A 12,614-nucleotide genomic window follows, 5' to 3' on the forward strand; every position below is an offset into this window, starting at 1 on the left:
CTATGTCAATTCTTTTTAATACCCCAGAGGACGTGGATGTGAGGCCATTGCATACGGTTATCAGCGGAAAGCTGGCAGACATGGGAAACTGCATATAGAGGTTTAAGCCCGTCATATATTGCAGAAGCCCGTACTTCCGCTGTAAACTTCTCAAGGAAAATCCGGACGGCATTGTCAGAGCCATAAGTCATGAAATCAATGAAATCTTCAATCAATTCTTCATTGACATAGCAGAGCTGACCTTGGAAAATATCATGGTAACGGCTGATACGGCCGTTCCATTCTGCCCGGATTTCTTCCCTGCGATTCTTTACGGAGGGAAACCTCTTGTAGCAGTCTATTCCATCGTCGAGGAATATGAAATTACCGGAAACGTCCTCTTGTTTAGGACATTTGCATCTTAACAGATACCCGAAGAATCCTTTGTCCGGATGTACTATATCCACATACTGTGGTGCTTGAAAATCTTTAATTCCGTTCATAATCATAAATTCAGTTGTTGATGGTTATAATGGGACGCACTTTATGCGCCTGTGTCTTGGGCGTTTCCTGCATGGTTCCGCTGGCTGTCGAGTAGAGCCATGCTTTGACTGTCTGCTGTCCTTCCACCTCCGTCGATGTCCAATACCAGCACTCGTCGGCCTCGGTCGGCAGCGGGTCGCCGCCGCATTTCTCGATAATCGGATTGATGACGGTCTGTGCCGAATACAGCAGACGCATCTGTGCCACCGAGGGGATATAGGCGCTCTGTCCGTATTTCCACAAGGCAAAAACGGCTTCAGCCATCGGCGAGGCCGTTTCTTCCGTATCGTACAGGGCGAACGTGTTCTCATTCCCGTCGTATGCAGCAATGTCCGCCGACGTACCCTGCTCGACACCGAGGCTGTCGGCAAAAGCCTTCGGCGTCATGTCCCACAGATAGACGGCATAGCCGTTTCCTTCCGTTTCCCCGTCCGAATAGGTATGGAAGACGACGGCAATCGCCTGTTTCCCGGAATTTTCATACTCGCTGTACGGCACGGCCTTGCCGTCCACGCAGAGGACATGTCCGGGACGTACCGTCTTGTCGGGTTCTTCTATATGTGCGTCGCAGGCAGCCAATGCCCCGGTTATGAGGAGAACCGGCACTACCTGGCACGTTTTTCTGATAGTGTTCTGTTTCATCTTTCCCTTATTTTATAGGTAGTTTAATACCGAGGGCAACTCCTGTACGCAGCACATCGGCCCCCTTTATCATCACGTCTCCCTTGACTTGCCAGTATAGCGTCCAGCCCGCCCGCAACACATAGTTGTGCTCGTAGCCGAAATGCAGCCCGACAAGGAACTTCCTCGTATCGCTTCCGCCCGAAGCCCCGATACGGAGGCTTCCGTAATGGTTGCGTCCCCTCGTGACGCAGGGTTTGTAAGCCACGCCGAAGCCGTAGGTACGGTAATTCTGCCAGAAAGATTTCGGGCATACATGCTTGCAGGATTCGCACTCTGCCCATTGCAGGTAGCCGTTGGCAAAGAACTCCCACGCATGGCGGTAGTTCATCTCGTGTTCGTAGGCCAGCGTCACGTCCAGCCCGTTCTTGTACAGCAGCCCCGCTCCGAGCGAAAGGCGGCCGCTGCCCCGTTGTGCATTCGCGCCGACGGCGAGGCACATGCAGGCAATCGTCAGGATAATCGTCTTTCTCATTGTCATTCCTCCTCCAGCAATGCCGTGCTGAACGAATCGGCCGACAGCACGTCCTCATAGTCGATATTCAGGCTGATAGCACGCCCGCTGATTTGTTTCTCCGTCATCTCGATGGTCAGTACCTTGTCGTTCGGGAACGTCATTTTCCTGACCACGACCACATTCCGGTAGCCGTGCCGGAACGTCTTGCCCGTCTCCAGCACCAGTTCCGGGACCAGTTCGATGACTTGCGCATTAGTCGCTTTGGTCAGTTTCTTGTCCGCCAGCTTCACCCGTATCTCGTCAATGTCGAAACGTATGTTCGTCCGGTTCTCTATTGAGAAGTCGATGAAGAAATACTCTCCCACGGTGTAGATGTTGTTCAACCGCATGGTCATGCGGTGTGCCTTGGTGGCGACGTTGCGGATCTTCGCGGGCGAGTTCCAGATACGCCGGGCGAAGCGTGTCATCTCCACGGTGGACATCGAGACCGCCGGGTTGTGGTAGGCGTTTCGTTCCTGCAACTGGATTTCCTTGTCAGTTACCGCCTCCCGCACCCGTGTGGTGTAGAGCAGTGCATACTGCGTGCGGTAGCGTTCCGTTACGATGGTCACTATGGCCAGCACCTCGCCGTCCTCGTGTCCGCCCTCTTTCGGTTTCAGGCGGACGATGTTATCTATCGGCTGGTCACCGACAACCTTATCGGTGGAGATGTCCACGAAGCGTACCGGTTCCGAGGCCGTGATGACCGTCGTTACCTGTTCATTTACCGTAAGTTGTTCCATCTCCTCGTAGGTTCGTTGTGCCTGTACATTCGGCGTTCCCAGCAGTCCTGCCGCCAGAAGAAATGCCGTTACGATTCCTTTTTTGTCCATGTCATTGATTTATTGATTTTGTTTTTCTTCCCTTATCTCTTTTTCCTCTTGTGCTTTGTTCCTGCATTCCAGTTCCTCCTGAATCCGCCGTTCGGCAATCTCGCAGTACACCTGTTCGATTTCAAATCCGATGTAGTGTCGTCCCGTGCGGATAGCGGCCACGGCGGTTGTGCCTGACCCGATACAGTTGTCCAGTACAACATCGCCTTCGTCGGTGTAGGTCCGTATCAGGTACTCCATCAACGCCACGGGCTTTTGTGTCGGGTGGTAGAACGCGCCTTTCTTGTGTTCCTTCGGCATGAAGATGACCGAGGTCGGATATTTGTCATCGGCTATGCGTACCGGTGAGAGTTTCATCGTTCCGTAACAACGGTTGGTAAATCCCTCCGTTTTACGCCTCCCGTGATTTCTCCGTTCCGGAGGACACGGTGTCATCTGCGGATGATAGACCGGCTGTTTTTTATAGAATACCAGAATATCCTCGTGCTGCCGGAGCGGCATACGTTTGGCATTGAGATGTCCCGTCACCCGATCTTTCTGCCACACGAGGTTGTACCGCCATAGCCGGGGTTGCGACAGCATGAGCCATGCGGAGAAAAGCCCCTGTCCGAACAGGATAATGGGGCTGTCCGGCTTGGTAATCCGCCGGTATTGCTCCCACAAGGCTGCGAACGGTATCTGGCGGTCCCAGTTCACCGACGGATTGCTGCGATTTAACACCCCGTAAGGCAGGTCGGCGATTATGGCGTCCACGCTACTATCCGCTATCTGTTTCATGCCCTCCATGCAGTCCATAAGGTAAATGCGATCCGTCTCTATCATATTGCGTCTGTTTTCAGTTCTACAATTTGTCGGGCGCTCATCCAGGTACAGCGTTCCGTCCGGGTTTTCCGGATTTCACACTCCCAGAGGGTATTCTTCTCCACATGTTTGAAATTGACCGCACCGTCTCTCGGCCCGTAAAAACCGGTATGCTTCTGGAAGGCGAATAAGGCAATCCTCCGCCCGTCTTCTGCCTGAAAGTTGCATATCAGGGCGAATCGTACCCCTTTGTGCCACCATTCGGTACTTACGAGCTTCCCAACGAATGTTTCGGGCTTATCGGGAGCGATGTAGTCCTCGTAATAGAAGCCGTCCGTTCCCTTATGAAGTTTTGATATGTCTGATTCCATTGTCACTGCCCTTTTAGTTCCTGTTTTCCCGTCCGTTCACCAGATACACAAACGTCCCGTATTTCAGCTTCACCTTGTTTTTCTTGATAGCCTTGCTGATGGCGTTACTCGTTTTCTGGTAGGCATTGTTCACCGCCTGCATACCCCATTGGGCGAGGCTGTTACCGTATCCGCTGGTATTCATGTTCATGCTGCCCGACATGGCACTGCTCGCCACATCCTTGCTTGTCTCGCGGAACTGGCTGATGGGTACGTAAAGTCCTTCCAGCCCGTCCGTATCGTAGATTGACAAGCTGACCTTGACCAGTTCGTCCTCCACCAATATGCTGTTGATGCTTCCTTTTACACGTCCGGAAGAGAAACCGCTGACTGTGGCATACAGGTAAGTACCACGCCTGACCACGCTCTCGTTGATTTCGATGTCGTCCAGCAGGCGCAGCCGCACACGCGAGCCGTCCACGGCCTTGATGTTCTCGTCGATGATCGCCTTGATGAGTTTCGGTTCCCGAGCGTCTTTCGCCAGTGTGTTGAAGTAGTCCGAAGCCGTCTTTACCTTCTTCACCACCTCGCTTGCCTTGTCCGTCTCCGCAGGAGCTTTGACCGAACGGCTTTCCTCGTCGATGGTTCCCTTGGCCTGCGTCATCGTGTCCGGCGGAGCCGCCGTTGCGGTGCTGTCCGTTTCGGACGGCATGACCTCCCGTTGTCCTCTCAACCTCGCTTCGGCGAGTGCTTTTTCCAGTTCTGCGAGAGCCTCCTGTTCCCGCCTCTTGGCATCGGCCGCTTCCGCTGCCAGATCATTTTCCTTTTCCTGCCGGTCAAGCAGGGCGATGTCCTCTTCGGTGTACTGCGATTCATATTCCTCTTGGTTATTGTCCGGTTCGTCCCGCTCGATGTTGTCCACAGCGGAATAATCTTGTATCTTGCCCCATGATTTGGCCATGTTCTCATACTTGCTGCCGATACCGTCGCCACCCTTGATTTGGGCGTCCGGCAATTCGGGATTCAGGAACTCGGTCGTCTGGAGTGTCTTATCCTGTACCTCGACCTTCTCGGTATGGAACAGGTCGAAAAAGAAGTACGACGTGCCGAGAAGGGGAATATAGAGGATAGCCGGAAGCATATACTTTGGCTGCCTGAAATTAATTCTCTTGAAGATATTGTTCATTGTTTCCCTTTAATTGAGTTGCACATACTTGCTTATAGTTCTCTCAAACGGCATATTCATAAGCCTGCCGTTCTATTCCGGCCTTTCCGTACCACTTTCCTTCGTATCGAATCTTCGTACATGCGGTACGGAAAGCATCTTATGCCGTTCCCGGAGCACGGAATCCTGCATCTCCGTGGCCGTCCGGCGGGTCGGATGATGGCGGTACACCACCGTCAGGCGGTAAATATTCCATGTCAGCCCGCAGATGGCGAAGCCAAATACGATGACGAGAAACAGCGTCCGGTGCATGTTGGCGAAGCCCTGCACCTTGGCCGCAGCCTTGTCGATGCGTGTTGCCTTGGCGAAACGCCGTCCGGCATCTATGTCACGCTCGTAGCGTTCCTTGTATTTCGGGTCGTTCCTGTCCGGCATTTTTTCACCGAACAGCATACGTCTGAATCCTTTGATATTCATAGGGCTGATGGTGTTAATAGTTGCTTTTCGTCTTTTGCTCGATGTCCTTGTTCAGCAGTGTGCGCCAGTTCACGATGAGCAGCCCGTGCGGGTTGTTCTCCGTCCGGGGTACACGCTTGAGCTGTCCCGCCGTAACCAGTTCGCGCATCAGGATATTGCTGCGCCGTTCGATACGCTGCCGTCCGTAGTAGGTAAACTCCATCTTCTCCTTGTTGAAGGCGATACTGTCGCAGAAAATCGAAAAGACGGCGCTCGTTCCCAAGATGTTCGAGTAGAAACCTTTTTCCTTGAGCGTGTTGTACTGTGCCAAGCCCGTTTCGTCCACTAAGTACATCGCTTTCTCCATCGTGTAGCGGATGTACTTGTCGTCAGGGGCAAGCGTGAAAAAGTAGTGGTGGAACATCTCTACATGGCTCTTGGCTTCCACGTCGAGCGTTTCCTCCATCGTCGTGCGGCGTACCAGTATGGGCACGTTGCCGTCCAGCACATACACCTTCTTTTGAGCGTCCGTAACCATCATGCGGGCCGTCCAGATACTCGACATGCTGATGATGACGCACCCCACGAGAAAGGCGGTGCAGATAATTCCGACCAGTTTGATTTTGTTCTCTAAATTCTTGATGACCATTTTGTTTGAATATTTATCGTTACTTTGTTATCTCATTACCGTACCCATTGCGCCCGTCGCCGTCATTTTGGCCTGCTGCGCCACGCCCTCACCGAAGTTTCGGGTCGAGAACGCCGTATCGCCCTCCGGTATCATCCATGCCGCAAGGTCGGGAACGAGGTTCAGGCATTTCAGGGCCACGATGCTTGCCGCCATCAGGTAGCCGGCGGAGAAGAAGCTGTTTTGCAGGTAAGCCGCCATCGTCTGCTCGCTCGCCGTGATTGCCGTCAGGTTCTCCACCTGTATGCACAGCACGATGTCGAACAGCAGCAGCACGTAGAAGCCCACGAAGTAGAGCATCGCCCCGTAGAAATGCACCGTCAGATACCTCGTGAGCCACTTCGCCCACGCACCTTCCCATTTGGGCAGGAGCGAGAACGCCCACTGTATAGGGCCGAAGATGGTGAGCATTCCCAAAAGAATTTGCTGACAATAGATGGTAGCCCACCAACCGATTCTGAATACTACAAGGGCTATCAGCATGATGATTTTGTCAATCCCCACGATTACCCCCGAAGTCAGCGAGGTGAACCACAGCTTCGCCGCATCCTTCTCCATGTTCGTTACCTCGTCCACACCTGTCTGTTCCATCGTTGCCTCGATAAGGTTTGGGTCCGACGTACCCGTATGGGCGACATCGGCCTGTGCCTGCAGGGCAGTGTACATCGTGTCGCGCACGTAAATCAACTCCTGCACTTCCTCGAACTTGTCCGAGATTTGCGAGGCTTCGGCCTCGTACAGGTCATGTGTGTACGAACCGACGCAGTTCGGGATATAGGAGAGGAAATCTAAAAAGCACCAGTTGCTCCCGCTGTTTGCCATGCCCGTGTCTGCCGGAGGATACCACCAGCAGAGGATAAGCGACACGGCCAGCGGTCTGAAGAGCTTCATCACGTCCAAAGGCTCGTGCTTGACCATCATTTTGTACGCCATGCCTGCCGCCATGATGATGGCGAATAGGGCGGCCAGTGCCATGCACATTTGAAGAATCCACCAGAAGGGACCTTGCGAGCCGGTAAAGGTCGCATCGGTCAGAAACTCGTTGGTCTGAAAAATCACGTCGTCGATTTCCTCTTCCAAGAGGTCGATACCGAAATCCGAAAGAATATTTCCGTCTGCCATACGTTGTGTGTTTTTAGTTCTTTCTGTTTACCGTCTCGTCTCCGTCTCCCGTATCAGTTTCGCCGCCCGATTGCGCCCCTCGCACGGCGGAACGCGATTCGTTCCACCGGCCCATCGCCTCGCGGACGATACCGCCCTTGTCCAGTCTCCGGTCGGCGGTTGCATTCAGCAGCCCGTTCGCAACCGTGGCGTTCTGTCTTCGGGCAAGGTAGCCGACCAGAATCTCGTTCTGCCGTACCACGTCCTCGTAGATTCGCAGGTACTCTTTCTTCCGTTGTGCGTTGGGCATGTAGGCGTCCTTCGTAGCGTCAATGGCGCACTGGTAGACGTGGTAGTATTCCGTCCACCGCTCCCTGTCGTCCGTTGTGCCCCCGGCAAGGGGGATGCGGTCGATGTTGCGCTGAAGCCGTTCCATTTGAGCGTTTATCTTATCGCCCTCGGCCAGCCACGCGAGGTCAATCTGCCGGTCGGCTACATTCAGTGCCTCGATTTCGGCCCGCTTGACCAGTGCCGAGTCGATGGCTTCCGCCTCGTCTGTCTGGTTGTACAGGTTCACACCCGCCAGCGTGCGGAACGACAGTTTGTTCTTGCTTGCCGCCGACTTCTTGTACTTGTTGTGCAGCAGCGTGTAATAAAGTTCGGGCGACAGAGCGCCCGTACCGGTTTCCATAACCGTAATCTGGTTCTGTTTCGGCGAGTCATGGTTGTAAGTAACCGACTGCGCCTTGACACCGCTCGTTGCAACTGCTGCAACCGCCATGAGTAAGAGAGTTCTGTTCATATTAATTTCCGGTTATTCATTATTTTACAGTTATTTATATCGTATAGTCATACTTTTTTTGAGCTTCCTTTACTGTCATAAATATTGGTATTCATTCCTGACTCGTTTCTCTCCTTGCGAGAAATATGTCTCGTCTTTTTCAATGCAAATACATTTTCTATTCGTATAGATACAGGCAATTGCGGTGCTCATGCTCCCCGAAGCAAAATCAAGGACAGTATCTCCTTCCTTTGTGTATGTTTTTATCAGATACTCCAATAATGCAATCGGCTTTTGGTTGACATGAATCGTTTTGCCTTCCGATTCCGCTGTTTTGAAGTATATCACACTTCGTGGATATCTTGTCCCTTTGTTTTCATGCCTGAATGTAGGATTGGGTACATTGTTTATCCCTGTCCAATTGCTTCCTCTCTTCGTGCGGTTCCCGTAAGGCTCGCCTTCCTCCATGATTGGATAATAAGGGGTTCTGCCTTTGCCAAAGACACTTATTAGCTCATGTGCTTTTAGAGGTTGTTTTTTAGCGAGAAGAAAATTGCTTGCTTTTGACTTTTCCCAAACCCAGTCATATTTAAATTCATCTAAATTGCCGCAGCGTAGAAAGCTGCTGAACGGTTCGCTGCCAAATAAGACCGTAGGTGCATTTTCTTTCCTGACTCTCCTGATCTCTTTCCACATTTCCGGGAATGGTATTATTTTATCCCACTGTGAAGCTGTAATTCCAAAAGGGGGATCGCATAAAACCAAATCAATGCTTGATTCCGGAAGAAAAGGCATCACTTCAAGACAATCGGCCTTATATAACGTAATGTCTTTTGCAAAAACAATCTTTTCCATTGCATCAATCTGAATGTCTTTTTATCCCTTGGTATAATCCCAATAGGCTTGTTTGTACTAAAAATTCTTTCTCTGTTTTTATTTCCCGATGTCGATGGCATGGAAGTCAAACTCTAACCTGTAGATAGTTTGCCTTCTTTCCCTTTTATCGTTCGTTAATAATCCAGCCGTCCCGCTTTGCGCCATCGTCCGAAAGCCCCGTCGATAATCTCCTTGACCTTGGGACGGTAAATCTTCGCTTTCCAGTAACCGATGCGCACCTGTATGTACCGCCACGTCTCGATATACGCCCGGTTCAGGTGCCGCTCGATGTCGTCCAGCGACGTGTTCACCGCTTCCAGCACCATCAGCAGGTCGGAGGTCGAACATTCTGCCGCCCCTGTGGCATACAGCACGAGGTCACTGACCGATTTGTAAAGCTGTTTCCCGTCATCGGCGATGTCCCGTATTGCCTTTTCGTTGATGGCCAGTATCACGGCATCGCCGGGGTCGATGCGCCCCCGTTTCACGATTCTATCGTTGAAGTCCTCCAGCAGTCTCTTGTAATCGCCGATACGGTCGCTGACCGCCGTATAGGTGCTTTTCACGTTCAGCACCGTCCGCAAGGACTGGTACATCACGTCGATGACGTCGAAGGCACGGGTGTAGCGGTCCAAGTCCACATTCAGTTCCTTGTACTCGCCGACCTCTTTGCGGCTGTACTCGTGCAGCAGCTTGTTGCTGTATTCCAGCGTACTGCGGGCCAGCAGCAGGCTGCGTTGCTTCTTGTGGTCGTTGATGTAGGCTTCTACCGACACGATGTCGAACGTCCATTGCGCCTTGGCAATGCCGGGCAGGAGAGCCAGCAGCACGACTGCCATCAGCAGGGCACGTTTCATGGCCGCACCTCCTTTCCGCTGCCTTTGCCGTTCCTGCCGTTTCCGCTCCGCAGGTTCCGCGCATTCTCCACCCAGCGTTCGTGGCATTCCTCCACGAGCGTCAGCCTGCGTCCCTCGTCCATATCCAATTCGGGCAGCACGTCCTTCAGCACGTCGATGATGCTCCGTTTGTAGTGCATCATCTTCTCCAGTGACACGAGGTCGGCATATATCATCGTAATCCGGGAATCCACTTCCCGTGCGATTTCGAGCCGGTCGCTTGACCACAGCAGATGGTACACCTCCCCGGTCGGAGTCTCTTCCAATGGTGGGGTACGGGCATATTCCGTCGTGATCTTGCACGAAGGATGCTCTCGTGCAATCTCCGCAATACGGTCGTTCACCAGTTTCGTTTTCTCCGCGTCCGACAGGTTAGGGTCGAGCGTCAGCACGTCGGCCACATACGTGTCGGTGTATTCCGTGGTCAGTTCCCAACTGATCTGCACGATGGCACGGTGTATCTTGATACCGAGGAAATATTTCGGTTTGCGGGCTATCGAGACCGTCGCCTTGAACGTGATGACCCCGTTGATGTTCGGCATGGTCGCCTTACGGACATAGGTGTAGCCGTTCCACGCCCCGCCGTCCTGCCACGACAGGCTGTAAGCCGTCTTGCAGTCCTGCATGATGGCCGGTATGCGGTAATAGTCGTCTGTTGCCACATCGTTATCGCCCGCCGCCTCGGTTTTCGCGTCGGTGTATTCCCGTTGTTTCTTCTGCCATTCGGACAGCTCGCTTTTCAGGCGGTCTATCTGTGTCTTGTTCGCGTTGTACTGCTGCCGGTACACCGCCGCATCTTCCACGCTTGCCTCGGCGATTTTTTTCAGCAGGTCGGCATTCTCGCTCTCCAACGCGTTGATTTGCGACTGGATGGCGGCTACCTGATTCTCTGCCTCCTGCAGCATGGCGTCCAGCTCGGACAAGTCCAGTTCGTTCTCCGTAACCGTGGTCTGCATGGCACACTCCTTTGAATGGGCGTTCAGGGATTTGCCGCACGTTCGGCACTTGTACTGCGTCGTGCCCTGACCGAGCGTAGCCCCGTCCGAACAGGTTACACTGATGGTCACGCTCTCGCAGCCTTGCAATTTCGCGGCGTCCGTCGCCTGATAATAGTTCCGCGCGTCAGAAGCTATATAATAGGTATAACCTTCCTCGTTGTCGTTGAACTCCGAGAGTCGGGCGTTAAGCCCGGCTTTGAACGTGTTCAGGTCCATCGAGTAGGAATCGAACACCTCTTCATAGACGACCTCTTCCCGGTTCCAGCTTTTCTTCACATGGATTTCGTAGGCGTATGCCTTCTTCGTCTGTTTGCCGCCCCGGCTGATGATATAGCCGTTCTGCCAGTAGTTGATACTATAGGTATAGCCGTCATTCTGGTTGTTGAGCTGCTGTACCCGGCTTCTCGACCAACCGGCGTACCGTTCCGAATTGGCGAGCGCCTGCTCCCGTTGCGAGGCATTGGGATAAAAGTCGGGATCGGTTGTCTCGAAACGCGTCCATTCGCCGCCGTTCAGTATGCTGTTATCGTCCGTCGGCGGGTAGTAGTCGCACAAGGCGATACTCCCTTGCTCACGCCGGGCGATATACCACCGTTGCGTGTAGTAGTTTCCCGCCGTCTCGTCCAGATAGTCCGTCATCCAGGAGGTAAGGTCGTAGTTGCTGAAATCGAACAGTCCCGCCACGTTGTCCTCACCGCCCACCATGTCAATCAGCAGGCCGCCGAGGTCATGCTCCGCCTGCTCGAAGAGCGCACCGTAATGGTCATACAGGTCGATGACCTTGCTGACCCTGCCGCCCATCAGCTCATGGAACGAACTGGTTTGCAACAGGGCGTCACCAATGTTCCCGATACCTGCCGAGGCGAGACCGACACCCATGTTGTAGAGGTTGTCGATGTCGTGTTGCAGGTTCTCCTTGGTGAAATTGCCCGGCACGCTGGCGATGTCGTCCAGCATGTGCTGCCAGTCGATGTCGCCTATCTCCGAGAGTTTCAACAGAGGGGCGATGTTCCGGTTGATTTCCAGAAACACGATGTCCGAAAAGCCCAACGTGCTGTTCGTCACTACACTCTCGAACTGCATACACAGGCTTTTCGTTTCGTCGCAGATTTTCATCAGGTAGCTGCCCCAGTAGATAGCCGTTTGCGGTGAGCGGAGCATCAGTTTCGCCACCACCCATATCTTGGGTATGATCTTCTCCGAGACCATGCGGTAAATGCGGCGGTAGTAGTAGTTCTCCGTACTGCTGTTCCAGATACCGAGGTCGGAAAAGGCTTTATGCTCCAAGAACTTGGAGGCAAAAATCCCCGCCGTGGCCACTTCCGCCGCATTGTAGTGCTTGAGTATGTCATCGACCTGCTCCCGGTAATAGCTTTCCGCCACGGCTTCCGTACCGAAAGCGGTAGCCATTGCCGCCACGGTACGCGCATCGTAGTTCACGCTGTAATACTGCGCGTGGATGTGCTGTACGACAACGAGCGACAGGAGCATAAGGATAAGTGACAGCCGTTTCATCATGGATTCCTCCCCGGTTAAAAACAGCCCCCGTCAACGGCGCGTCATGCCTCTTAGTGCACGTATCAGTTCGTCGGCCTCATATACGGCGGAATTTGCCACCAGACGGTGGTGTATGAATACCTCCTTGGCTATCTCGTACCTGCGTTGTTCCCACTTCGCCTCTTCTTCCTCGTCCTGCACGGAATTTCCGATACCGGCGTATTCGTCCAGTTCCTTACCGGGCATTCCCAACCGGAGATTGTACCTTTCCAGAACATCCTCTATTTCCTCGATGCTTTTTCTTCCCATGTCGCGTACCCTTACCAAGTCCTTTCCGGGCCATTGGCACAAATCCCGGATGGTTTTGATGTCGAACTCACGGAATATCCGTTGGATACGGGCTTCATATTTGCTCCCGAACTCAAGTGTCTTCACACTTTGGCTGATGTCTATCTTTTCCATTTTCTGTAATT

15 protein-coding genes are annotated in these 12,614 nt (G+C 53.1%); all 15 read right to left on the bottom strand.

What is annotated here, in order from left to right; all coding sequences use genetic code 11:
- Window positions 1–5 precede the first annotated feature (5 nt).
- A complete protein-coding gene (locus DBK98_RS04795; protein WP_007569279.1) occupies window positions 6–488 on the bottom strand; it encodes a hypothetical protein in 483 nt (160 codons plus the stop codon).
- Window positions 489–492: 4 nt separating this feature from the next.
- Window positions 493–1,164, bottom strand: coding sequence for a hypothetical protein (locus tag DBK98_RS04800; protein ID WP_007569275.1), 672 nt, complete (start codon window positions 1,162–1,164; stop codon window positions 493–495).
- A gap of 7 nt (window positions 1,165–1,171) precedes the next feature.
- Window positions 1,172–1,684, bottom strand: coding sequence for a hypothetical protein (locus tag DBK98_RS04805; RefSeq protein WP_007569273.1), 513 nt, complete (start codon window positions 1,682–1,684; stop codon window positions 1,172–1,174).
- A complete protein-coding gene (traN, locus tag DBK98_RS04810; RefSeq protein WP_007569269.1) occupies window positions 1,681–2,532 on the bottom strand; it encodes a conjugative transposon protein TraN in 852 nt (283 codons plus the stop codon). Before traN ends, DBK98_RS04805 begins: the two co-directional genes overlap by 4 nt.
- A gap of 9 nt (window positions 2,533–2,541) precedes the next feature.
- Window positions 2,542–3,354, bottom strand: coding sequence for a site-specific DNA-methyltransferase (locus DBK98_RS04815; protein WP_007569267.1), 813 nt, complete (start codon window positions 3,352–3,354; stop codon window positions 2,542–2,544).
- Window positions 3,351–3,704, bottom strand: coding sequence for a hypothetical protein (locus DBK98_RS04820; protein ID WP_007569266.1), 354 nt, complete (start codon window positions 3,702–3,704; stop codon window positions 3,351–3,353). The genes DBK98_RS04815 and DBK98_RS04820 overlap by 4 nt, the downstream gene beginning before the upstream one ends.
- 13 nt (window positions 3,705–3,717) lie before the next feature.
- A complete protein-coding gene (gene traM, locus DBK98_RS04825; protein ID WP_007569265.1) occupies window positions 3,718–4,869 on the bottom strand; it encodes a conjugative transposon protein TraM in 1,152 nt (383 codons plus the stop codon).
- A gap of 72 nt (window positions 4,870–4,941) precedes the next feature.
- Complete coding sequence (locus DBK98_RS04830) at window positions 4,942–5,325, bottom strand: hypothetical protein (protein WP_007569264.1); 384 nt, start codon at window positions 5,323–5,325, stop codon at window positions 4,942–4,944.
- Window positions 5,326–5,338: 13 nt separating this feature from the next.
- A complete protein-coding gene (gene traK / locus DBK98_RS04835) occupies window positions 5,339–5,953 on the bottom strand; it encodes a conjugative transposon protein TraK (protein WP_007569263.1) in 615 nt (204 codons plus the stop codon).
- A gap of 27 nt (window positions 5,954–5,980) precedes the next feature.
- Window positions 5,981–7,114 (bottom strand): membrane protein, encoded by a 1,134-nt coding sequence (locus DBK98_RS04840; protein WP_008655099.1) that lies wholly within the window; start codon window positions 7,112–7,114, stop codon window positions 5,981–5,983.
- A gap of 13 nt (window positions 7,115–7,127) precedes the next feature.
- Window positions 7,128–7,895: a DUF5045 domain-containing protein gene (locus DBK98_RS04845; protein WP_007569261.1), complete on the bottom strand. Its 768-nt coding sequence runs from the start codon at window positions 7,893–7,895 to the stop codon at window positions 7,128–7,130.
- Between the two features lie 75 nt (window positions 7,896–7,970).
- Window positions 7,971–8,729 carry a site-specific DNA-methyltransferase gene (locus DBK98_RS04850; protein WP_007569258.1) on the bottom strand — a complete coding sequence of 253 codons (759 nt, stop codon included), beginning with the start codon at window positions 8,727–8,729 and terminating at the stop codon, window positions 7,971–7,973.
- Between the two features lie 155 nt (window positions 8,730–8,884).
- Window positions 8,885–9,607: a hypothetical protein gene (locus DBK98_RS04855; RefSeq protein WP_007569256.1), complete on the bottom strand. Its 723-nt coding sequence runs from the start codon at window positions 9,605–9,607 to the stop codon at window positions 8,885–8,887.
- Entirely contained in the window at window positions 9,604–12,159 is a 2,556-nt protein-coding gene (locus DBK98_RS04860) for a hypothetical protein (RefSeq protein ID WP_032587840.1), read from the bottom strand. Before DBK98_RS04860 ends, DBK98_RS04855 begins: the two co-directional genes overlap by 4 nt.
- A gap of 33 nt (window positions 12,160–12,192) precedes the next feature.
- Window positions 12,193–12,603, bottom strand: coding sequence for a DNA-directed RNA polymerase subunit alpha C-terminal domain-containing protein (locus DBK98_RS04865; RefSeq protein WP_007569251.1), 411 nt, complete (start codon window positions 12,601–12,603; stop codon window positions 12,193–12,195).
- Window positions 12,604–12,614: the final 11 nt, after the last annotated feature.

Source organism: Bacteroides sp. PHL 2737 (genome assembly GCF_004115325.2).
Taxonomy (GTDB): domain Bacteria; phylum Bacteroidota; class Bacteroidia; order Bacteroidales; family Bacteroidaceae; genus Bacteroides; species Bacteroides hominis.

What these genes read in the sequence shown, in the direction of transcription:
- DBK98_RS04795 (WP_007569279.1), bottom strand. Translation starts at nt 488, where the DNA reads ATGATTATGAACGGAATTAAAGATTTTCAAGCACCACAGTATGTGGAT.
- DBK98_RS04800 (WP_007569275.1), bottom strand. Translation starts at nt 1,164, where the DNA reads ATGAAACAGAACACTATCAGAAAAACGTGCCAGGTAGTGCCGGTTCTC.
- DBK98_RS04805 (WP_007569273.1), bottom strand. Translation starts at nt 1,684, where the DNA reads ATGACAATGAGAAAGACGATTATCCTGACGATTGCCTGCATGTGCCTC.
- traN (WP_007569269.1), bottom strand. Translation starts at nt 2,532, where the DNA reads ATGGACAAAAAAGGAATCGTAACGGCATTTCTTCTGGCGGCAGGACTG.
- DBK98_RS04815 (WP_007569267.1), bottom strand. Translation starts at nt 3,354, where the DNA reads ATGATAGAGACGGATCGCATTTACCTTATGGACTGCATGGAGGGCATG.
- DBK98_RS04820 (WP_007569266.1), bottom strand. Translation starts at nt 3,704, where the DNA reads ATGGAATCAGACATATCAAAACTTCATAAGGGAACGGACGGCTTCTAT.
- traM (WP_007569265.1), bottom strand. Translation starts at nt 4,869, where the DNA reads ATGAACAATATCTTCAAGAGAATTAATTTCAGGCAGCCAAAGTATATG.
- DBK98_RS04830 (WP_007569264.1), bottom strand. Translation starts at nt 5,325, where the DNA reads ATGAATATCAAAGGATTCAGACGTATGCTGTTCGGTGAAAAAATGCCG.
- traK (WP_007569263.1), bottom strand. Translation starts at nt 5,953, where the DNA reads ATGGTCATCAAGAATTTAGAGAACAAAATCAAACTGGTCGGAATTATC.
- DBK98_RS04840 (WP_008655099.1), bottom strand. Translation starts at nt 7,114, where the DNA reads ATGGCAGACGGAAATATTCTTTCGGATTTCGGTATCGACCTCTTGGAA.
- DBK98_RS04845 (WP_007569261.1), bottom strand. Translation starts at nt 7,895, where the DNA reads ATGAACAGAACTCTCTTACTCATGGCGGTTGCAGCAGTTGCAACGAGC.
- DBK98_RS04850 (WP_007569258.1), bottom strand. Translation starts at nt 8,729, where the DNA reads ATGGAAAAGATTGTTTTTGCAAAAGACATTACGTTATATAAGGCCGAT.
- DBK98_RS04855 (WP_007569256.1), bottom strand. Translation starts at nt 9,607, where the DNA reads ATGAAACGTGCCCTGCTGATGGCAGTCGTGCTGCTGGCTCTCCTGCCC.
- DBK98_RS04860 (WP_032587840.1), bottom strand. Translation starts at nt 12,159, where the DNA reads ATGAAACGGCTGTCACTTATCCTTATGCTCCTGTCGCTCGTTGTCGTA.
- DBK98_RS04865 (WP_007569251.1), bottom strand. Translation starts at nt 12,603, where the DNA reads ATGGAAAAGATAGACATCAGCCAAAGTGTGAAGACACTTGAGTTCGGG.